At 30.3% G+C, this 22,142-nt stretch carries 22 protein-coding genes; 12 read left to right on the top strand and 10 right to left on the bottom strand.

What is annotated here, in order from left to right; all coding sequences use genetic code 11:
- The first annotated feature begins 289 nt into the window (after window positions 1-289).
- Window positions 290-718, top strand: a complete 429-nt coding sequence (locus tag Q0921_RS02100) for an SRPBCC domain-containing protein (RefSeq protein ID WP_299252566.1) — start codon at window positions 290-292, stop codon at window positions 716-718.
- Window positions 708-1,031 carry a helix-turn-helix transcriptional regulator gene (locus tag Q0921_RS02095; RefSeq protein WP_299252563.1) on the top strand — a complete coding sequence of 108 codons (324 nt, stop codon included), beginning with the start codon at window positions 708-710 and terminating at the stop codon, window positions 1,029-1,031. Before Q0921_RS02100 ends, Q0921_RS02095 begins: the two co-directional genes overlap by 11 nt.
- Window positions 1,032-1,050: 19 nt before the next feature.
- On the opposite strand, the gene Q0921_RS02090 is transcribed toward Q0921_RS02095, so the two are convergent.
- The 4 genes from Q0921_RS02090 to Q0921_RS02075 all read right to left on the bottom strand — a co-directional run bounded on the left by Q0921_RS02090 (window position 1,051) and on the right by Q0921_RS02075 (window position 3,687).
- Window positions 1,051-1,473, bottom strand: coding sequence for a Dabb family protein (locus Q0921_RS02090; RefSeq protein WP_299252560.1), 423 nt, complete (start codon window positions 1,471-1,473; stop codon window positions 1,051-1,053).
- Between the two features lie 146 nt (window positions 1,474-1,619).
- The gene (locus Q0921_RS02085) at window positions 1,620-2,231 is read right to left on the bottom strand and encodes a hypothetical protein (RefSeq protein ID WP_299252557.1); all 612 of its coding nucleotides are present in this window, start codon (window positions 2,229-2,231) and stop codon (window positions 1,620-1,622) included.
- Window positions 2,232-2,236: 5 nt separating this feature from the next.
- Complete coding sequence (locus tag Q0921_RS02080; protein WP_299252554.1) at window positions 2,237-2,725, bottom strand: sigma-70 family RNA polymerase sigma factor; 489 nt, start codon at window positions 2,723-2,725, stop codon at window positions 2,237-2,239.
- Between the two features lie 296 nt (window positions 2,726-3,021).
- The gene (locus Q0921_RS02075; protein ID WP_299252551.1) at window positions 3,022-3,687 is read right to left on the bottom strand and encodes a hypothetical protein; all 666 of its coding nucleotides are present in this window, start codon (window positions 3,685-3,687) and stop codon (window positions 3,022-3,024) included.
- Between the two features lie 318 nt (window positions 3,688-4,005).
- Here Q0921_RS02075 and Q0921_RS02070 point away from each other — a divergent pair, with 318 nt between their 5' ends.
- Window positions 4,006-5,094, top strand: coding sequence for a response regulator (locus Q0921_RS02070; protein WP_299252548.1), 1,089 nt, complete (start codon window positions 4,006-4,008; stop codon window positions 5,092-5,094).
- On the opposite strand, the gene Q0921_RS02065 is transcribed toward Q0921_RS02070, so the two are convergent.
- Window positions 5,091-6,056, bottom strand: a complete 966-nt coding sequence (locus tag Q0921_RS02065; protein WP_299252545.1) for a M23 family metallopeptidase — start codon at window positions 6,054-6,056, stop codon at window positions 5,091-5,093. The two genes, Q0921_RS02070 and Q0921_RS02065, sit on opposite strands and share 4 nt — an antisense overlap.
- Window positions 6,057-6,395: 339 nt before the next feature.
- Between Q0921_RS02065 and Q0921_RS02060 the strand changes: the two genes are divergently transcribed.
- Window positions 6,396-7,229, top strand: coding sequence for an OmpA family protein (locus Q0921_RS02060; protein WP_299252542.1), 834 nt, complete (start codon window positions 6,396-6,398; stop codon window positions 7,227-7,229).
- Window positions 7,230-7,296: 67 nt separating this feature from the next.
- Here the strand turns inward: Q0921_RS02060 and Q0921_RS02055 are convergent, their stop codons facing one another.
- Together Q0921_RS02055 and Q0921_RS02050 are read right to left on the bottom strand one after the other, a co-directional pair.
- Window positions 7,297-8,358 carry an MJ1255/VC2487 family glycosyltransferase gene (locus Q0921_RS02055; protein ID WP_299252537.1) on the bottom strand — a complete coding sequence of 354 codons (1,062 nt, stop codon included), beginning with the start codon at window positions 8,356-8,358 and terminating at the stop codon, window positions 7,297-7,299.
- Between the two features lie 29 nt (window positions 8,359-8,387).
- Window positions 8,388-8,576: a hypothetical protein gene (locus tag Q0921_RS02050; RefSeq protein ID WP_299252534.1), complete on the bottom strand. Its 189-nt coding sequence runs from the start codon at window positions 8,574-8,576 to the stop codon at window positions 8,388-8,390.
- 239 nt (window positions 8,577-8,815) lie between these two features.
- Between Q0921_RS02050 and Q0921_RS02045 the strand changes: the two genes are divergently transcribed.
- The 3 genes from Q0921_RS02045 (at window position 8,816) to Q0921_RS02035 (ending at window position 11,145) form a co-directional block, all read left to right on the top strand.
- Window positions 8,816-9,262 (top strand): hypothetical protein, encoded by a 447-nt coding sequence (locus tag Q0921_RS02045; protein WP_299252531.1) that lies wholly within the window; start codon window positions 8,816-8,818, stop codon window positions 9,260-9,262.
- A 480-nt stretch (window positions 9,263-9,742) separates the two neighbouring features.
- Window positions 9,743-10,579 carry a M57 family metalloprotease gene (locus Q0921_RS02040; RefSeq protein WP_299252528.1) on the top strand — a complete coding sequence of 279 codons (837 nt, stop codon included), beginning with the start codon at window positions 9,743-9,745 and terminating at the stop codon, window positions 10,577-10,579.
- A gap of 158 nt (window positions 10,580-10,737) precedes the next feature.
- Window positions 10,738-11,145, top strand: coding sequence for a DUF2541 family protein (locus Q0921_RS02035; RefSeq protein ID WP_299252525.1), 408 nt, complete (start codon window positions 10,738-10,740; stop codon window positions 11,143-11,145).
- Between the two features lie 102 nt (window positions 11,146-11,247).
- Here Q0921_RS02035 and Q0921_RS02030 read toward each other — a convergent pair whose 3' ends face one another.
- A complete protein-coding gene (locus Q0921_RS02030; RefSeq protein WP_299252522.1) occupies window positions 11,248-12,462 on the bottom strand; it encodes a class I SAM-dependent rRNA methyltransferase in 1,215 nt (404 codons plus the stop codon).
- Between the two features lie 798 nt (window positions 12,463-13,260).
- Window positions 13,261-15,711 carry an endopeptidase La gene (gene lon, locus Q0921_RS02025; RefSeq protein ID WP_299252519.1) on the bottom strand — a complete coding sequence of 817 codons (2,451 nt, stop codon included), beginning with the start codon at window positions 15,709-15,711 and terminating at the stop codon, window positions 13,261-13,263.
- A 218-nt stretch (window positions 15,712-15,929) separates the two neighbouring features.
- Between lon and Q0921_RS02020 the strand changes: the two genes are divergently transcribed.
- The 5 genes from Q0921_RS02020 to Q0921_RS02000 all read left to right on the top strand — a co-directional run bounded on the left by Q0921_RS02020 (window position 15,930) and on the right by Q0921_RS02000 (window position 19,788).
- The gene (locus tag Q0921_RS02020; RefSeq protein WP_299252517.1) at window positions 15,930-16,481 is read left to right on the top strand and encodes an RNA polymerase sigma factor; all 552 of its coding nucleotides are present in this window, start codon (window positions 15,930-15,932) and stop codon (window positions 16,479-16,481) included.
- On the top strand, window positions 16,478-17,041 hold the full coding sequence (locus Q0921_RS02015; RefSeq protein WP_299252514.1) for a hypothetical protein: 564 nt from the start codon (window positions 16,478-16,480) through the stop codon (window positions 17,039-17,041). The genes Q0921_RS02020 and Q0921_RS02015 overlap by 4 nt, the downstream gene beginning before the upstream one ends.
- Window positions 17,022-18,122: a hypothetical protein gene (locus Q0921_RS02010; protein ID WP_299252511.1), complete on the top strand. Its 1,101-nt coding sequence runs from the start codon at window positions 17,022-17,024 to the stop codon at window positions 18,120-18,122. The genes Q0921_RS02015 and Q0921_RS02010 overlap by 20 nt, the downstream gene beginning before the upstream one ends.
- 21 nt (window positions 18,123-18,143) lie before the next feature.
- Entirely contained in the window at window positions 18,144-18,878 is a 735-nt protein-coding gene (locus Q0921_RS02005; RefSeq protein WP_299252508.1) for a head GIN domain-containing protein, read from the top strand.
- A gap of 175 nt (window positions 18,879-19,053) precedes the next feature.
- The gene (locus tag Q0921_RS02000) at window positions 19,054-19,788 is read left to right on the top strand and encodes a CpsB/CapC family capsule biosynthesis tyrosine phosphatase (RefSeq protein WP_299252505.1); all 735 of its coding nucleotides are present in this window, start codon (window positions 19,054-19,056) and stop codon (window positions 19,786-19,788) included.
- Here Q0921_RS02000 and Q0921_RS01995 read toward each other — a convergent pair.
- Window positions 19,785-22,136 carry a tyrosine-protein kinase gene (locus Q0921_RS01995; RefSeq protein ID WP_299252502.1) on the bottom strand — a complete coding sequence of 784 codons (2,352 nt, stop codon included), beginning with the start codon at window positions 22,134-22,136 and terminating at the stop codon, window positions 19,785-19,787. The two genes, Q0921_RS02000 and Q0921_RS01995, sit on opposite strands and share 4 nt — an antisense overlap.
- Window positions 22,137-22,142: the final 6 nt, after the last annotated feature.

Below are 22,142 nucleotides of genomic sequence, written 5' to 3'. Positions count from 1 at the left end.
AACACCCTGTATGTATATGTATTCAAAATCATCAAAGTGTTTTTCACTTTGATACTAATAATTAAAAAATGGGGAAAATATACTTACGATTGAGGACTATCAAAGTAATAAGAAATATTCAGTTAAAAAAATCACTTTGCAATTTTTTAGCAATTCATTAATATACAGTAGCTATAAAATCATAAAAACAGGACTTTAACAAAAAAGCAACCAAAAAGTTGCTTAACTAAACAAATTGATTAAATTTGCAACCATATAGTTGCTTTATTAATTTAAAATCAGATTCAAAATGAAAGATCGTATCACTAAAGAACACATTTTCAAACATTCTATAGACAAAATATGGAATGCCATTTCTAAAGCTGAAGAAATATCTACTTGGTTTATACCTGCAGATTTTAAAGCCGAAGTTGGTTATAACTATAGCTTTAATTCTGCTGATAAAGAAAATTGTTCGCAAATTACAGGTACCGTAAAACAAGCTAGTCCTTATACTTTGATTTACACTTGGATAGTGGCAAATACAGATGTAGAGACTACAGTTACCTGGAAGTTAGAAAAAATCGAAGGAGGAACTAAATTATATCTGGAGCACTCAGGTATTTCTAACTACCCAGTAGACAATGTTATAACCATGTTTAAGAGCTTTAATGGTGGATGGGATAACTGTATCAACCAACTATCTGGATATTTAACACAAGAAGTGCATGCAAGATAAAATCACCAAAATACTAAAGGCAATAGCCGATCCAACTAGGAGAGAAATATTTCACGCCTTGGTATTGGCTGCTACTGCCCTACCCATTACTCAGATTTCAAGTCAATTTGAAATGAGTCGTCAGGGAGTAACTAAGCATCTTAAAACACTTGAGGATGCAGGCTTAGTTCGAATAAATTCTAAGGGGAGAGAACGGTTTTGTTTTGCAGACACAAAACCACTTAAAGAAGTAAATCAATGGTTGAAGTTCTATGAGCAATTCTGGGATGATACACTTACTAATTTAGGATCCTATCTAGATAAAAAGTCATAGAAATAATGGTTAAGAAATTTTAATCTAAACCAAATGCATCATATATCTGTACTTTATTCCACAAAGAAGAAGCCTCTTTAATAAACAAAAGATGTGCTTCTTCTTTTTGATATAAATCCTGCTCCTCTTTAGAAGAAAAAGTAACTACAATTGCATAAGTATATGAATTATCGACTACTTCTCTATCCGTCCCCGCAGGAGTTCCAACAAAGTTAGTTTTTGCATACTTTGATGTTTTCAGAAACTTTGATAATGACTCTTCGAAAAGCTTTCTATCTTCTTCATTCTCTGGATTATTCAGCCAAATATATACTGTATGAACAAAGTTTTTATCAAACTGATTATCATTTGATGTAGAATCTTTACAAGAAATAGCACTGAGTAATAAAATGCCAAAAATTAAATATTGAAATTTTCTATTAATATTAAATCCAGAATTCATTTTATAAAAATCATTAGTTATTCCTTAAAAGTACAAAAACATTACATTCCCTTTTAATTAATGAGTCAGATTTCATAAATCCTATTATATATAGAACCAGAATCTAGTATTAGATTCTGGTTTTGTTTTAAAATATATTTAAAAAATTATTCTTCGGCTTGTAGGTCTCTTAATATACTTTCTGCTTCATCGATATTTTTTCCATAACATTTTTTAGCCCATTTGGCAAAAAACACAAAGAATGTAATTCCTAAAGGAATAAAAATCATCAAAGGCCAAATATTCTTTACACCTGTAAACATATCCTTTCCACCTATGATTTTAGATGTTACCGGTAGTATTAAAAAGATTAATAAAAAACTTAAATAATAAGAGGCTTTCTGAAGAGATTGGAATTGTTTTTTATTTTTAGTGTACTTTATTAAGGTATCCTTATAACTATTTTTGTAAAAATTTATCCCACTCATTTTATTGATAGATCGTAAGGAGAATATTGGTAAAACCAGTAAGATAATAGCTGACAAAATACCAGGTAATATATTATACCAAGTTTCTAATTTAGAAATATTGAATAGAATTAATATCGCTACACTAAAGCAAATAATTGTACCAAATATTTCTGGGTATACTATTTTGTTCCATTTTTTTCTGTACCGTTCCTGTGTCATCATAATTATCATTTTATCAGTTAACTTTTTTTGTTTTTCTAATTGGCCACTTATCTCAGACCATACTTCTTGCATTTCTTCTAATTCCATAGCCCTTATTCTTTTATTATTTGAGTTTTTAACTTTTGCTTGATTCTAGATACTCTAGTTCCTACATTGGATGGAGTCAATCCGGTAATCAAAGCAATTTCCTCATATTTCTTTCCTTCTAAAAGCAATAGAATTAACCCTTTCTCAAGATCACTAAGCATTTTGATATGAGCATATAAAATTCTTAATTTCTCCTCGAATTCTATATTATAGTTTTCTGTTTGCTTTAATACTACTTGATCGATTCCAACTTTATTACCCATTCTTTTTTCCTTCTTAAGTCTTGTGATGGCTGTATTTAGTGCTACACGATACATCCAAGTGCTTATTTTAGAATCTCCTCTAAACGAATCATAGGCTTTCCATAATTGATATACGATTTCCTGATATAAATCCTGTTGATCCTCTGATCGATCAGTATATACAGTAGTTATTTTAAAAATAACACCTTCATTCTTCTTAATTATTCGAGTAAACTCTTCTTCTTTACTCATATTGAGTTTGTTTTTTATTATTAGTATATTATTTATAAAAAAAATCACATAATATTTCAAAAATATTATGAATACGATGAACTAAATATATCCAACACCCTATAAACACTATAAAAATTATTACTAATTAGCGTATGAAAATAACAGCAAAAAAATAATGTAATCCTTAAAGATACATTTACTATAAAAATTAGCGAAGAATTAATTTAGGTGAAAAAGTTAAACAAATAAGAAACCCCACCTCGAATGAGAAATAGGTTTTGTTATTCCAACAAGAGCTTTAAATAAATGAAGGATTACTCTTTAACAACTATAATTGTAGCTTTTACTCCAGTAGTAAGATTCCATTCGTTAGCAGTAACTATATTTCCTAAATCATCATGTAATTGAAATTCTGCAGTATTAGGGCCAGAAGTACCTTGATTTAGTGCTTGGATATCTATTTTATTAAATCCTTTGACAAGGTTAATCTTGAATCCTTTGAAAACAGCATCTAAATAAACGTTAGATTTAATTACGTCGTCATTAATAAAAATTCGAACCAAGTCTCCATCTACCGATTGATGATCTCTATAAATAAGATATACATACTCTGATGTACTTTTAAAATCTCCTAGATATTGATCGGACTTATACTCTTCTTTTATTTCTTTATCCTTTTGAAAATGTTTAGGCACAACTTTAAAACTTGGCTGTAAAAGACCATTATCTCCAGTCATATCAAAAGGTTTCTGTGTTCTATTAAACCGAATCGAATCTTTTGAATTGTTATATAAGGTAAAATTATTTTTAGGTTTAGTCAACCCTGAAGAGATACTGTATTTGCTAGTACTTAAATTACTATTCTCATCAACTTTTAAAGAAGATAAAGGTTTTTCTATTTGTGCATTCATAGAGATCACAAAAAAAACTGCTAATACTGATACATATGTATATTTTATCTTCATAGTTCCTTTATGCATATAAGTCGTTAAAGGTAATCAATCCCTTACTTTTTTTTATTATTTGTAATCAAAAACTCAACCAAACTGGTTCTTTGTCAAGTTAAAAATTAAAAAAAGCTCTAATTACCAAAAAAATACGGTTTCAAACTTGTAAGATAAATCTGATATCTCTTATTTTGCTATAAAATGTTTCAAATGATTTATTACATCATCGGAATTATCCTTTTATTCGGTATTATCTATTTAGGTTATCGATGTTTTATATTAAGTAAAAAACTTAAAAATAAGAACAATGAGTTAGATTCGCTGCTTAGTTCTACCGAGAAAAAGACCCAAATGAACCAAGAATTTATTTCTTCTCTAAGCCAAGAATTAAGAACACCGTTATATGGAATTATGGGTTTAACGAATATTCTAGCTAATGAACACCCGCAATTGGAAAGCAATAAAAATCTTAGATCATTAAAATTTTCAGGAGACTACTTATTAACGCTCATTAATAATGTACTTCAGATTAATGTTTTAGAATCCGAAGAAATTACGCCCATTAAAAAACCATTTAATTTAAAGGAGTTAACTGAAAATATTATAAATTCTTTTAGTTATGCGATCGAAAATAGTGATAACTCATTACATTCAGAGTTCGATCCTGATCTACCTGAAACATTAAATGGCAATCCTGCTATTATTTCTCAGATATTGATGAATCTCATCAGTAACGCCCTAAGGTTTACCAGAAATGGAAATGTTGTTTTCTCGGCACATCTAATCAACAAAAAAGGGAATGTCAATCATATTTCTTTTAAAGTAACACATGATGGAAACGAAGTCTCAGAGGAAGATAAAAAGTCGATATATCAAGAGTTTATTGGTATTGAAAATGTTCAGAAATCATATCTGGGCACCAGTGTTAATTCAACTATAGTAAAAAGACTCGCTAAATCTTTAAATGGCGAAATCATACTACAAAATAATTCTCAATCGGGATCTGAATATGCTTTTGTTGTGGATCTAGAAACATTTAATCCTAACGATGAAACTAATCAAACTGCGGGTAGTAGTGATAGGCAAAAAGTACTAATCGTTGATGATAATAAATTGAATTTATTGGTTGCAGATAAAATTCTTTCAAAAGAAAATTTTGAATGCACCACTATAGACAATGGTTTTGATGCTATAGAATTAGCAAAAGATAATTCTTATGATATTATTCTTATGGATATCAATATGCCAAAACTTAACGGTATAGGTACTACAAAAAGAATTAGAGAATTTGATGGCACAACTCCTGTAATTGCATTAACTGCCGTTGATGTTACTCAATTAAATAGACAAATTATGAGAGCAGGATTAAATGACTACATATTAAAACCTTATGACAAAAGCGTTTTATTAGAAATGATACACAAATATGTAAGGAATTAATAAATTACAATTTCCTGTCCTACATTCAGAACCGAGTTGTATCTAATTTCATTTATTTTACATATTTCAGATACTTCGATATCATGCTTTCTCGCAATCCCATACAAGGTATCTCCTCTCTTTACTATATATACACTTTTAGTAGGAGTTTCATTTGTTATTTCTTCAATATTTGTTTGAACGACAATTTTACTTTTTCTAGTTGACCGATGTGATCTTGGGGTCATCCATTTTTTTGTAACAGCAATATCTTTTGATCTAACTTTAGTCTCTTGATCAAACTCGAAAAGATACTCTGGATGAATACTTTTTCCTTTATATCTCACTTCTAAATGAAGATGGCTGCCTCTGGCATTGCCCGACACACCGCCTTTACCTATAACTTGACCTTTTTCTACAATATCATTCTCTTTTACTAAATATTTAGAAAGATGTGCATAAACAGTTTCCAAACCATTATCGTGACGAATTACAATAGTTTTTCCATGACCTCCATGACGTCTCGCATATCTTACTTTTCCACTAAGCAATGTTCTTACATTATCACCCGTTCTAAGGTCTATATCGATTCCTTGATGCGGCCTACCTCTCCTCCAACCATATCTGGAAGTCACTACCATTTTATGTTCTACGGGTGATGAGAAAACTTCATCCTCAAAATTTAATACAAAAGGATCTATAGACTTTTTTAACCAGAAAACATTAAAAACTGTATTACTCCAGTCTTTATCATAAACCGTTTTGAAATCTTTGGATTCAAGTATATTATTAGAATTAATTCTGGCGATAATACTTTCTTGATTCAACTTATATATTGGTAAGTACGTAATGGTGCCGTCTAACACTATCGTCTTATATCTCAACAATAACTTATCACCATTATTTTCGGTTATTTGTGCAGATGTATTTATAAATGCTACGCAAATTAAAATTCCAAACAGGAATAATTTTCTTTTATTCAAAAACATGAACTTTCAAAAATTTTTAAATTTAAAGTAAAATTGATTCAGGGTTTTGCTTTATAATAAGACGACACATTTTTAATATCGTTACAACAATAAAAAAAATAGTTTCGAATAAGAATCTTTCAATCATACTAGAAAAAACATTAAAGTATTATTATTCAGTTTATTAATAATAACAAAGCAATAAATTTACCGTAAAAATAGTACGGTATATTAATTTTAACAATTTTTTTTAACAATTTTTAAGAATTCGATATGAAAAGTTTAGTAGGTGAAAATATAATAAAACGCACAAGAAGCAGTTTTAGTTAGGTATAAAAGATTAATTAAATAACCATGAAAAAAGTAATCACACTAATCGTATTATCGGGAGTTTTAATGACTACCTCTTGCGTATCTAAAAAGAAGTATCTAGCGCTAGAGACTGATTTAAACAATACTCGAAGTACGTTACAGAAAACCACTGTAGAAAAAGAAGAGTTAGAGTCTAAATTTGCAAAAATCGAAGCTAGAGTTTCTGATTACAATGCAAAAATTAATTCGCTAAGAGAATCTAACGATGAGAAAATGGTAATGGTTGATAACCTTGCCGTAATTTCCAAAAACACTAAAGAGAAGATGAAAGAAACATTGGCTCAAGTAGATCCAGAAAAACTTCAGGGAGCTAGAACCCTTGAAGATTCTATGAATCTTGCCGTTTCTCATAATCTAAAAAGCTCTTTAGATGACAGTTTGAAAGAGGATGAAGATATTTCTATCGATATTGATAATACCGTAGTTATGATCTCTATATCCGATAAAATGTTGTTTAATAGCGGAAGCTATAGAATAAGCAACAAAGCGAATGATGTTTTAGAAAAATTAGCACAGGTTATTAATTCTGAACCTAGTCTTGATGTTATGATCGAAGGTCACACAGACCCAAGAACAATTAGCACTCCTGCATTAGAAGATAACTGGGATCTAAGTGTTAAAAGAGCAACTTCTATTACTAGATTATTACAGAAGAAGTACAATGTGGATCCGGCTAAGTTAATAGCATCAGGAAGAAGTAGCTATCAACCACTAGTTGAAAATGATACTGAAGAAAATATGGCTATTAATAGACGTACAAGAATCGTATTGTTACCCAATCTAGACAAATTCTTTGCGATGTTATCATCGAATTAGAATCATATAAATTTATAACAAAAAGGGATGAGTACTTTATACTCATCCCTTTTTTTGTCTTCAATAATTATTTTAGTTCTGTAATACTCATCAATTTATTATCTAATGTATTAAACAATAAACTATTATCCTTCTGTTGATATTCCTTTGTTTTCTTTTGAAATTTAGACAGATCGTTTAAAAAATCATGTATTCCATCTATTTCAAAATCTTTAAGCATTTTTCCATATTCTAATTTTTCTATATAAGCGCCATTTAGGTATTGTTCAAACTGATTCTTGATAGGAACAGTACAGATAGGTTTATTCAAGAATAATGCTTCTGTTATAAAAGAATATCCCCCATTACAGAAAACGGCTTTAGCTGTTCTAAAATTATCAATAAATTCAGTTTCACTAAATTTCTTCAACGATACATTTCCATGAACTTTTTCTTTATTAAAACCGTACAACAAGAAATTTTCCTCAGGTAGTTTGTTTAAAAGATGTATCATTCTTTTTTCACTACAGGATGACTGATATATTAATATATGATTCTTTATCTCTCGTTTAGCATCCAGAATTTCTTTTCTAATTATTGGTGGGATTAAACAACTATTCTTTTTCTTTACTTTGGTATTAAAAAAGGAGGATATCAAATATTGATTACAATTAGGAAGTTTTGCTTTTACTACCGCTTTTGCTATTTTATAATTCAATTTTTCAGACTCAGGTATATTGACATCTATTTCACCACGATCAATAATCTGCATATTATCGATACTTATTATAGGAACCCTATGATACTTCGCATACAGATAAGTAAAAGATTCAAAATCAGATATGATGATATCTGGTTTAAAATCATCCTGTAGGTCTTTATATTTTTTAAAATTAGTCATTAAATTTTCTGGCGCATGCTTTATGATATCGATGGATGTTCTAGATCTAGAGACGATTCCATCTTTATATGAAAAATGAAATCCTTTTATTTCGTAAGTTTGATCCGGAAATGCTTTCTGAAGAAATTGATATGCTCGATCACTTGATACAATTCTTATATCATGACTTTTAGTCAAATGGGTAAGAATTACTTTTGCTCTTGTTGCGTGCCCCATTCCCTCTCCGGGAACTCCATATAATATTTTCAAACTAAGTAATTATGGTTGTAAAACAGATATTAACCAATATATGTATTAACACTGGTAGTTAATTTACAAGAACTATGAAGCATTTGCTTAAATTTTAATGCCAAATGCTCATCATTAAACTTCATTGCTTCACTGATACTATTAGATAAAATCAACTCTCCTATAAGATATTCTACAAAATAGGTTTGATTATCAGTTAATAACACATATTCAGTCATATTATATTCTCGTTTTCAAGCTAGAATGTGTTTTTAATTATAAATATTAAAAACCTTATATCTATATTATCAAGTTTCAAAGTTACTTTTTATGATTACTACTTTTATCAGTAGGTCTTGTATGTTATCAAATTCTTATTCACAATCACTCCCAAATAAATTATAAAGCCATTTCAAAACAAAATAATCTCACAAAATTTTTGTAACTTATTAAGGTTCAAACTTAAAACCTCTTGACCATGAAAATATTTGTATTGATTATTCTCGGATTATTTTCTACTACCACTATTAAAAACACTAATTCTACTCCCTCAATTGATGTCTATAATCTCGAAGGCGTATGGAATCTAAAGCATCAGTTATTATATGACCAGAATCAAGTTTCGGATACAATATTTAATACCAATGGATACCGCCAGGTAAAAGTCTACAGTAAAGGAAAAGTGATGTGGACTCGATTTGATCCAGCTGATAGCAATGAATGGTTTGGGTACGGATCATACGTGATTAAAGGTAATATATTAGAAGAAAGATTAGAATATGCCTCAGGTCCTATGATGAAAATTATAGACACAATTCAGGTTTTCAAATTTGAACTAGTAATGGATAAAAATTCCTATCAGCAGATCACAGTAGATGAAAATGGACAATATTATCAGTCTGAAAACTACATAAGAATCGAATGACCTGTTAATAATCCTGACAGATAAGTTAGGTACCTAAATCTTTTTATATAAAATCATTTCTTCATAAAGTATTAAAAAATAAAGGGTGTTACCCCACTAATAAGGGTTTTTCACCCCTTTTTCTGCTTATTATTTCATCTTATTTTTGAAAACAATAAAAAGGGTATAATTCTATACTCTAGTTATGTTCCTATCCTAAAATTATTTCTATTACAGCCTCTTTATTAAAAGGTTTCTAATAGAATATCCCTCTGAAACCTACTTTATGAAATAGAAAAACTATTTCATCTGTGAGGTGTTAAAATACTATTGTTTCGCTACTTTTTTTGATTTCACCGTAGCGTTACTATACTAAAATCATGAAAAATCTAATATTTATTGAGTCTCAAAACTTAATAACCAAGTTCTATTGTATAAAGTGAATTCGAATAATTATTCTGTAAAGAACATTAATAATCAACCACAACTAAATATATTAAAATGAAAAAAATTAAATTATTAGCACTTTGTGCAATTGTTCTGGCAATTACATTCTCTTGCCAAAAAAAAGAAATTACTGAAGAAGCGCAGGAAATTGTTCTTGAACCTACTAAAGAACAGCTTAATAAATTATTGAGTATGGGTATAAACATTGATGATGTTTCTATAGAAGAAATCACCAATTTAGACGGAAAAACTTGTAAATACCTAGTATCTGGAGATATACTAGTACTTATATCAGACTTAAATTCGTATCCTGAATTAAAATCTTTGGATGGAGGTGACAAACAATATAGAGACGTAAACATAGTATCTCCTGCTAATAGAAATATTAATATTCTTGGGTATACTGGCGGTAGTTTTGCACTAACTTCAAAAATGCAAACAGCACTAAGCTGGGCAGTTAATAATTATAATGCATTACCTAATACTCTTAATTTTAATCTAACATTTGGCACAAACTTTGGCCCAGCAGATATTGTAGTATATAAAGTAAATAATGCTGGTGGTGGCGGAAGTGCAGGTTTTCCAAATGCTCAAGGTGAACCGTACAAATGGATAAGAATAAATTCTGGAACAGATACATTTAATGTAAACGTAAATGAGCATGTAATTGGGCACGAAATTGGGCATTGTATTGGACTAAGACATCAAGACTGGTATAATCGTCAAAGTTGTGGTTACACTGGTTCACTACCTGCAGAACCGCCTGCTATTTGGATTCCAGGCACCCCTATTTCGTCATTTGCAGATTCTTTAATGCTAGCATGTTTTGGGCCTAATGAAGACGGTGAATTCACAGATACAGACAAAACAGCTTTAAACATATTATATTAGATATTAAGGCTTAATCATATTACTCGAAACCACATACTTTAATTATATGTGGTTTTTCTTTTATCTAAATGTCTACACCAAAGTAAACTGAAAAAGTATGCACTATTAAACCTTTTAGAACTTATAAAGTCATATTACAGAACATTAAAATTTGAACTATGAAAAATTTAGGAATACAAAAAATAGCATTGCCATTCTTCATCATTATCTTTTTAGTAGGAAGTAGTTTTACGTCAAACATTGTAAAATGGGAACATTTAGGTTCTAGAACCGTAAACTATAAGATAGATCGTGATGTTATAAAAGTAACTGCCATAGACGGAGCATTTAAAAAGTTAAAAGTAAAGATCACTAATGGCTCATTAAACATGCATAGAATTGTGGTGGAATATGAGAATAGAGAAAAACAAGTTATTCAAATTAGAAAAAACTTTAAAAAAGGTGAAGTAACAAGACTTATTGATCTAAAAGGTAATAAACGAATTATAAGAAATATTACTTTTTTCTACGATACTAAAAATCTATCCAAAAAACGAGCAAAAGTTCACGTTTTTGGAATGCACTAATAACTACATAATAATATTCTGAGTCTACATTGGTTATAATATATCACGTAAATACTTACTTTTTCAATTAGACTCAGGTTTATTATTTTTCTGTATACTTTTCTAATCTATTTGATAATATCCACATTTCAGATACGCACCTTCTGGAAAAGTGATAGGATGATCAATATCGTGATATGTCTTATCTAATAATTTAAATCCTTTTCCAGTATTAGAAATATTTTCTTCACAAATTTCAAAAAACTCTTCTGCTACTACTCTTGATGAACAAGAAGCTAAGACTAAAATTCCTTTAGTTTTTACCAATTGCGCACCAAGTTTAGTCAATCTGGCATAACTGTTTTTAGCTTTTTTAATTTCACTTTCTCTTTTCGCAAAAGATGGTGGATCAATCACAACAACATCAAATTTCTTTTTCTGATGGATTAACCCCTGTAAACCTTCAAAAGCATCCGAGACCATAATAGTATGATTTCCTGAATGTTCATTTAAAGAAGCATTATCTTCTGCCATTTCCAATGCTTGTCTACTAATATCCAAACTTATAACTTCTTTTGCATCACCAGCTAAAGCATGAATAGAAAATCCACCTGCATATGAGAAAACGTCTAATACTGTTTTTCCTTTAGATAAATCTCCTACTCGTTTACGATTATGTCTATGATCCAGAAAATAACCAGTTTTATGTCCTTTAATTACATTAGCAGAAAATAAGACACCATGTTCTTTAAAAACTACAACTTCATTCTCCAGATTTCCATAAATTATCTTACCATCTTCCAGACCATAAGTCCCCCCTATCGTTTGTAAAGACCTACTTAATCTAACCACAACCGTTTTGCAATTAGATTGTTTAATCAAATGAGGGACTATCCAATTAAGATATGGAAACCAAATATGAGAATATAATTTTATAACCAAAACCGTATCATAAACATCCGCTATAAAACCAGGCATCTGGTCATTCTCACCAAACAATAATCTATAGCTATTCGTATCAGTCTCTAGTAAAGGTTTCCTTATAGCATAAGCTTCCAGTATTTTATTACCAAACCAATCACTATTAATCTGTGCAGCTTTTTTAAACTGGATCAGTTTAATCCTAATTGGAGAGTGGGGATCATATAGTCCTATGGCCAATATTATATTCTTTTTATGATCGTATATAATAGTTAAGTCACCGGCATTTCCTTTTACATTTTGTTTAAGAATACTGTTTTCAAAAATCCAAGGATGTCCACGTTTCACCATCTTTTCTGCAGAAGGTTTGAGTTTTATTGCCAATCTTTGAGTCTTTATATCAGATACTATATTCATAGTCTGCAAGATTAATGATATTTTTTAGCTTATGGGAATATATGACAAAAAAAACGGGATTGCTTTTAACAATCCCGACTAACCAAAACTCTTTAGCTAATGAACCTATCGAGGAATACTATAGGTGTGACATTTCAAAATTAGGTTTTAAAAGTTTTTCACGTGTAATATATATGTTGGTTGATAAAAACATGTATTGAAAAACAAAGTCTGGTTTACGGAATAAAAGTAAGATATTTATACAACTTTTTGATGCGCGTAAACCTCAAAAAAAGTGGACTAAAATGGTTGATTTACCCTATAAAATAAGAAAAGCGCTCATCCCAAGTAGTATCAGGATAAACGCTCAAAAAATATTGTTCGAACTTGTAATTATTAGTAAAGTAAATTACGTTTTTGATTGCTAGTTAAATATAATACTTCATTTTAAAAGTACCCATCCCAAGATGTATAAGGATGAACCCCCTTTCAATATCAATTCAACTTTTGATGATCTACTAAAATATAGTGTTAATTTCTCTACTGTTTACATATATGACGAGCATTGTTAAAATTTGTTACATATTTATTCTATTTTTTTTTAAGTAATTATCTAAAAATCATAAATATGCAATAGAATCAATAGATTCAAGCGTTTAATTATTTAAAAAAAAGATCTATTAGGTTTTTAAAACCTAATAGATCTAATATTCGTTGGCAACAGATAATTTTTCAATATTTACTCTGAAAACAATTTGAATAAACGTTTTTTTTGTTTTAAGTTAAATATCTGTAATTACATTATAATCTATTAATTGATTATAGTTTTTTAGCATTATTAACCTTGCCTTTAGTCAATGCTAATTCTAATACTTCACTCATTTCTTTTACGTAGTGAAATTTCAATCCTTTAAGATATTCTGATTTTATTTCTTCAATATCTCTTTTATTATCTTCACAAAGCAATATTTCTTTGATATGTGCTCTTTTTGCAGCTAGAATTTTTTCTTTAATCCCTCCTACTGGCAATACCTTACCTCTTAATGTAATCTCTCCGGTCATCGCAATGCTCTTTTTTACCTTTCTTTGTGTAAATAATGATACTAACGAAGTTAACATCGTTATACCCGCACTTGGTCCATCTTTGGGAGTTGCTCCTTCTGGAACGTGAATATGAACATTATAGTTACTAAAAATATCCTGATTGATTCCTAGTATATCTGCATTTGCCTTAATATATTCCATAGCAATAGTGGCAGATTCTTTCATCACTTTACCTAAGTTACCAGTTATTGTAAGGTTTCCTTTTCCTTTAGAAAGAATAGATTCTATAAACAAAATATCACCTCCTACACTCGTCCAAGCTAAACCTGTTACTACACCTGCTACCTCATTGTTTTCATATTTGTCACGCTCTAATCTAGGAATTCCAAGTACTTCTATAACATCTTCATTACTAACCTTTACATTGTATGAATCTTCCATTGCAATGTTCTTAGCTGCATATCGCACCATTTTTGCTATCTGCTTTTCTAAGCCTCTTACTCCTGATTCTCTAGTATATCCCTCTACGATCTTTTCTAATTGAGCTTTTCCTATTTTAAGATGTGACTTATCTAATCCATGTTCTACCAATTGTTTTGGAAGTAAATGTTGTTTTGCTATTTCTACTTTTTCTTCGATTGTATATCCAGTTACATTAATAATCTCCATACGATCACGTAATGCGGGTTGTATCGTATTCAGGCTATTAGAAGTAGCTATAAACATTACTTTAGAAAGGTCAAATCCCATTTCTAAGAAATTATCATGGAACTCAGAGTTTTGTTCAGGATCCAAAACTTCTAATAAAGCGGAAGAAGGATCTCCTTGATTTCCTACAGAAAGTTTATCTATTTCATCTAAAACAAATACAGGATTACTAGTTCCTGCTTTTTTAAGACTTTGAACAATTCTACCCGGCATCGCACCGATATACGTTTTTCTATGCCCTCTAATCTCAGCCTCATCACGCAATCCCCCTAACGAAATACGAACATATTCTCGACCTAGCGCTTCTGCAATAGATTTCCCTAAAGAGGTCTTACCAACTCCTGGAGGTCCATACAAACATAATATTGGAGATTTCATATCATTACGAAGCTTCAATACTGCTAAATACTCGATAATACGTTTTTTTACTTCATCTAATCCATAATGATCACGATCAAGAATTTTCTTTGCACGTTTCAGATCAAATTTATCCTTACTAAACTCGTTCCAAGGTAAATCTAGAAATAGATCAAGATAGTTTCGTTGAATAGAGTATTCCGCTACCTGCGGATTCATACGCCGCATTTTAGATAATTCTTTGTCAAAGTGATTCTTTACATCTTCATCCCACTTTTTATCCTTACTACGGGCTTGCATCTCCTCTATTTCATCTTCATGTGATACTCCGCCAAGCTCTTCCTGAATGGTTTTCATCTGTTGATGAAGAAAATATTCACGTTGCTGTTGACTCATATCATGCTGCACCTTGTTTTGAATATCATTTCTAAGTTCCAATTTCTGAAACTCTAGATTCATATACTTCAGTGTAGCAAGTGCTCTATCTTTTATACTATTTATTTCTAATATTTTTTGTTTCTCATCAACAGGTAAATTAAGATTAGAAGAAACAAAATTGATCAAAAAGGAATTGCTTTCTATATTTTTTATAGCAAAAGATGCTTCAGAAGGAATATTAGGACTTTCTTTAATAATCTCTAAAGCTAATTCCTTAATAGAATCAATAATTGTATTAAATTCCTGATTCTCCTTAGAAGGCCTATTTTCAGGAACTTCTGATACTTTTGCTCTGATATAAGGGTCTTCTTCTAAAATTTCATCGATCTTAAACCTCTTTTTACCTTGTAAAATAACGGTAGTATTTCCATCAGGCATCTTAAGAACCCTTAAGATTCTTGCCACTACTCCAACTTTATTTATATCTTTTGATGTCGGATTTTCTACATCTTCTTCTTTTTGAGAAACGACACCAATAGTTTTATTTCCATTATTGGCTTCATTTAGTAGCTTTATTGATTTATCTCTACCAGCTGTTATAGGAATTACCACACCAGGAAAAAGCACCGTATTTCTAAGTGGTAATATAGGGAGAGTTTCTGGTAAATCTTCTTTATCTATTTCCTCCTCGTCTTCAGGAGTCATTAAAGGTATTAATTCGGCATCTTCATTTATTCCTTGTAATGACAAACTGTCAAGAGTTGTTAATTTGGATTTCGTCATAAGTATATATCAAAGTCATTTTGTCATTAAGTCAAAACAACATTCTTTAAAAATTAAATAAAACTGATTTTAGAATCAATAATAATAACAAAATAAGCCATTTATAGTTGATTCTATTTAGATATTTCAATTGTTATGCCATAAACTTCAAAAAAATATTTTTAAAACTGTAACAAAGTGTATCTATCCATATCTTTATATAAAGTAAACTGAAGTTTTTGACACTAACCAAACTAAATACCGAGCAACTGGTAGAAAGATGCCGTAAGTCCGATCAGGGAGCGCAAATGGAAATTTATAATCGATATTATAAAGTTATGTACAATAGTGCCTTTAGGATTATAAAGGATTCTGCAGAAGCTGAGGACATAATGCAGGAGGCTTTTCTAACAGCATTCACAAAGTTATCAATGTTAGAGGACGGTAAATTGTTTGGAGCTTGGTTAAAAAAAATAGTTATCAATTCGAGTCTTACAATATCTCGTAAGCGTAATATTTATGGTGAGGTCCCTTTAGAAACCGTAGAATATGCACTTACAGATGAAACAGAAGGGGTTGTAAGAGAAGATTTAACCAGTGTTAAAGCGAATGCCGTTTTAAATACATTAAAAGAATTAAAAGAAAGTTATAGCACTGCATTATCATTACATTTAATAGAAGGATATGATTATGAAGAGATCTGTGAAATTTTGAATATATCATATTCTAACTGTCGTACACTTATTTCTCGCGCGAAAGAAAGTTTACGAAAAAAATTATTAGTTGCATGAAAACCGAAGATGAAATAGAGAAATTATTTGAACGCATGGAAAATCAACTTGATGTATTTGAACCATCAGATGATCATAAATTACGTTTTTTAGAAAAACTACACAAGCAAAATAAGGTAGTTACATTACAACCTAAGAAGCGAAATTGGATGAAGCCACTGGCTCTAGCTGCCTCTATTGCAATGCTTATAGGCGTGATATCGGTAGCTCCTATTTTTAGTGATAATGAGAAAGCCGATTTAGCAAGTGTTTCTCCACAAATGGAGGAAACCCAAAATTTCTTTACAGTTGCAATTAAAACTCAACTGGAAGAAATAGACAAAAATTCATCTGCAGAAACAACCGAATTAGTTATTGATGCAATGAGACAATTAGAAAAATTAGAATCTAGTTATGAAATTCTAAAAAAAGATCTAGTAGAAAGTAGTAATGATAAAAGAGTAATCAGCGCGATGATTAAGAACTTTCAGAAACGTGCTTCTTTACTAGAAAAAGTGTTAGAAAAAATTAACAATGTCAACAAATTAAAATTATCAGAAAATGAAACCAATATACTATAAAATAATATGCTTATTATTTCTTGTTCCTGCAATCTCGCTTGGAAATGGAGATGTTAGAAAAAAAGGGAAATATACCAAAGAAAAATCACTCAAAAAAGAATTTACTGTAAACAGTAATGCTTTACTAAAAATTAGTAATGACTATGGGAATCTCGATATTACTTCTTGGGATAAAGATAGGATTGTTATGGAAATTAATATAAAAGTTAATGGAAATGATGAGGAAAAAGTAATAAAAAAATTAGAAAATATAGATGTAATTTTTGAAGCTAGCTCACAATTAGTTAGTGCAAGAACAACTTTTGATAAAAATGAAAAATCATGGTGGTCAAAATTTTCCAATGATTGGGGCGGGAATAATTTAAAATTAGAAATTAACTATACCGTAAAAATTCCTGCTACTAACAACATAAACCTTAACAATGATTACGGAAGTATTACGCTTGATAAAATTAAAGGTAATGCAAAAATCAACTGTGATTATGGACAGATAATTGTTGGTGAATTAATGGGAAATGATAATTCTATAAATATAGATTACACAAACAATAGTACCATTAGATATATGAAAAATGGAAAAATCAACGCTGATTATTCTGATTTTACTTTAGAAAGAGGTGATGAAATTCTGCTCAATGCGGATTATACACAATCTAAGATAATGTCGGTTAAAGAACTTAATTATAATTGTGACTATGGAAGTTTAAAAGTTGAGAATGTCGGAGTATTTAAAGGAAATGGAGATTATCTGGATACAAATATTGGAAATGTAAGTAATAGTGTAAACATCAACACTGATTATGGTTCTATTGATATTAAAAATTTAGAGTCTACAACCAAAAACGTAACAATAAGAACTGATTATACTGGTGTTGATATCGGTTATAGCAGTAATCTGAATTTTGACTTTGTTATTAAAACTTCGTATGGTGGAATCAACCTTGATGACGACATCAGTATTATGAAAAAGAATAAAGAAAACTCCAGTAAAGATTATCAAGGGTATCGAGGACAAAAAAATAGTGGAGCTACTATTAGCATTTCTACCAGTTATGGTGGAGTAAAACTTATAAAAAATTAATCATCAAATATTCAATCAATTATGAGAACAGTAACAATCATTTTAGGCTTAGCATTATGTAGCATTACATCAGTAAACGCACAATGGTGGGGAAAAGGTGAAAAAGTAGAAGGAAATGGTAATGTAGTAACCAAAACCAGAAATCTATCCAGTTATGATCAAATAAAACTAAAAGGTAGTTTAGACGTAGCGCTGGTAGCTGGAACAGAAGGAAATATTAAAATTGAAGCAGAAAGTAATCTAATCCAACATGTAGTTACCGAAGTTGAAGGTGATATACTAAAGATTTATGTAGAAAAGGATTATTATCTAAAACCAAGCAGAAATAAGATAATATTAATCACCGTTCCTTTTAAAGATATCTCTAAAGTGAGTTTATCTGGCTCTGGTGATATTTATTCTGAGGATATTATCAAAGCTAACTCCTTTGAAACAAGAGTTTCTGGTTCTGGAGATGTTCGATTAGCAGTAGAAGCAAATGAGCTGGAAGGATCTGTTTCTGGAAGCGGAGATCTAACACTAAAAGGATCAGCAGAAAATCTAGAATTTAATGTGACTGGTTCTGGAGATGTAAGAGCTTATGATTTAAAGGCAAAAAATGTGGACGCATCTGTGACTGGTTCTGGAGATATTAAACTAACATCTACATATTCACTAAAAGCTCGCGTTACAGGTTCTGGAGATATTGATTATCAAGGAAATCCAGAAAAAGAAGATAAAAAGGTTTCTGGATCTGGAGATATAACAAAACATTAAAAAGAAGCATATTTCAATAATTCGAAACTGCTTAGGGAGTTTAGCTTCTTAAGCAGTTTTTTTTACGTATAATAATCTTTACTTTTGTATATAACTTTTTTATTAAGTTATAAGTAATACTCATCATAAATTAAAAGGTTACAGCTTTAATTTACCCCAAAACAAGAAGTACATTTTGCATTTTTTATCTAAAAAAGAAATTCCACTTAAAGAATTCATACCCAAAGGTTATGTAGATATGCATTCACATTTGCTACCCGGAATAGATGACGGAGTAAAAACAGTGTATCAGTCTGCATTTATTATTGAACAATTTGAGAAACTAGGCGTAAACAAAATAATTACTACACCTCACGTGATGCAAGATGTATGGCCCAACACCTCAGAGGTTATTACATCTAAACATACCGAAATGCGAAAAGTATTGTCCTCTCTAGATATTGAAGTATCATTAGAATCCAGTGCGGAATATATGCTAGACGATCTCTTTTATAAAAGAATAAAAAACAAAGATATTATACCATTGCATCAAAAATATATCTTGGTAGAAATGTCTACTTTTAATCCTCCTATTAATTTAGATGAAATACTGTTTGAAATTAAATTGGCCGGTTTCACTCCTATTCTAGCTCATCCAGAGCGTTACTCTTTCTACAAAGATGATATCAATAAATTTATAAAATTAAAAGAATCAGGTTTTTTATTTCAACTTAATTTACTTTCTATCTCAGGTTATTATGGTGAAAAAGTGAAAGATATGGGGATGAAATTACTGACTGAAAACCTTTTTGATTTTGCTGGTTCTGATGTACATAATCACCAACAGTTTGAAGTCTTAGAAAAGGGATTTACTGCGAAATACGCATCTAAAATATCTGAATTAATGAAAAACAACCGTTCTTTTAGTTAGTCCTTTGCTCCATATCCGTACCCATAACCATAACCAACTTTATCCCCAGCAGCATTAAGAAGGACTGCCATATTAGGCAAGCGTTTTTCTCTATAAAAGTTTTCAGGTACTTGTAAAATTCTTTTATCTGAATAATTTTCTCTTACAATATATATACTTAGATCTGCAAAATGACCAATTAACAGTGTATCTGTTACTAAACTAACAGGTGCTGTGTCTACAACAATATAATCATAGTTTTCTCCTAAATATTCAAACATCTCTTTCACTCTATCATTCATTAGAAGTTCTGCAGGATTAGGAGGGATAGCTCCTGAAGGAACTACAAAAATAGGATCATTTTCACCTTGCTCATATATAATATCTTCAGGTTTAATATCCAAATTCATAATGTAATTAGTAAATCCTGGGGTGTCTTTCCCCTTTGGCAATTCAAAGAAATTATGAAATTTTGGATCACGAAAATCAGTCCCTAAATATGCTATTTTTTTGCCTGAAATAGCTAAGGTCTTAGCTAAATTAGATGAGACTAATGTCTTACCTTCTCCGGAAATAGTAGAAGTTACAAATATAACTTTACCTGTTTCCTTATTAGTTCCAGCCATTAAAAAACCTAAGTTAGTTCTAAGAATTCTAAAAGCCTCTGCTACAGATGATCTGCTGTTTCTAGAAACTACTATTTTACTTTTCTTATTTTTCGTTTTTGGGATAGCCCCTAAAATTGGCATGGAAAGCACACTTTCTAAATCTTCTCTTGAGTTTACTTTAGTATTAAATAAATCCAATAAATAAATTATTAAAAAAGGAAGTACTAATCCTAGAAATATAGCACCAAAATAGATCATTTTCTTGTTAGGAGAAACCGGATACGAACCCAAGGTAGAAGCCCTATCAATAACCCGTGCATTAGATAATGTAATATGACTTGTGATTTCCGCTTCCTCACGTTTTTGTAGTAAATAAAGGTACAGTTGTTCTTTAATCCCCTGTTCACGACCAATGGCTGTCAATTCTTTTTGTCTTAGCGGAGCATTATACAATTGCCCACTAAAGTATTTATCCTGAGTTCTTAAACTATTTAAACTTATACTTATAGAACTTTTAGCTCCATTTAAACTAGCAATTAGTCCTTGGCGTAATGAACCAATCTGTTCATCTATATTAACTACTACTGGGTTTTGCTCGCTTGATGACTTTAATAATCTTTTTCTTTGGCTTATCAATCCATTGTATCGCGCTACAGTTCCGGATACAGATGGATCATCAAATCCAAGAGTTGAAGGTAAAATATCATATTTTCCATCCTGACTTAATACAAAACGTCTAGTAGACTCTATTTTTCTTAGTTGAGTTTCTAAGCTATTAATCTCCTGAATATTCCTAGAATCAATGTCAGCAACGCGCTGAGTTTGAGCAGAAACATCATTAGTTAATCCAAATTTAGACTTATAACCTGCCGCTTCATCATCAACCTCAGATAAATCTCCAGAAATAAGTTCTAATCTTTCATTTATAAAATCGGCAGTTCTTGCAGAGGTTTGTTTTTTATTTTTAATCGTATATTTATTATACTCTTCTACCAAATCGTTTATAATATCTTTGGCCTTCTCTTTAACAGGGTCATTTAGAGACATTCTTACAATTGAAGATCCTTTTCCAATCGTAGTAACAGATACTCTATTTCTGTAATTTTGGGCAACAATATTAACGGGAGTTATTTTAATATGAATTATATTTCCCTTATTAGAAGTGATGTCTTCAATACTTGGAGTAATGATAATATCTCCAACACTAGTGTTTATGGTCTTACCAAAAGAATGATCACTAATGTTTTTCCCCTCCTTATCCACAAATGAAAAAGAAGTTTCTGAATTAATAAGTACTCTAAAGCTTTTTGATTTGGTATGTACAATCGAATCTGCAGATAAAAAATTAATCTCTATCAAAGATTTAGGATAATTTTCTGATTCAAGTACTCTACCTTTCGTAAAATACTGAACGTTTAGTTTCAGGTTATTTACAACATTAGTTAATAATGTTCTTGATTTTAGAATCTGAATCTCATTTTCTATTTTATTTTGCGAATCATCAAGTAAACCAAGGTCTTTAAAAGCAGATAGTTCAGATTCACTAACACTTTCTTCTTGGGATATCAGAATGGTTCCAGAAACATTATACTTTGGAATCGTGTATCTTACGTATAAATATGCTAACGTCCCGAAAACCAACACACTTAGCAAAAACCAGTACCATTTCTTTACATATTTTAGAATTTCATCTCTGAAATTGAAACTAGACTTCGGTGTATTCACGGGAGTATTATTATCAGAATTCGTATTAGAAATCATAAATTT

It is taken from the genome of uncultured Aquimarina sp., assembly GCF_947496855.1.
Classification (GTDB): domain Bacteria; phylum Bacteroidota; class Bacteroidia; order Flavobacteriales; family Flavobacteriaceae; genus Aquimarina.
Note: the sequence above shows the minus strand (reverse complement) of the source record. Positions and strands in the feature narration are given on the sequence as shown.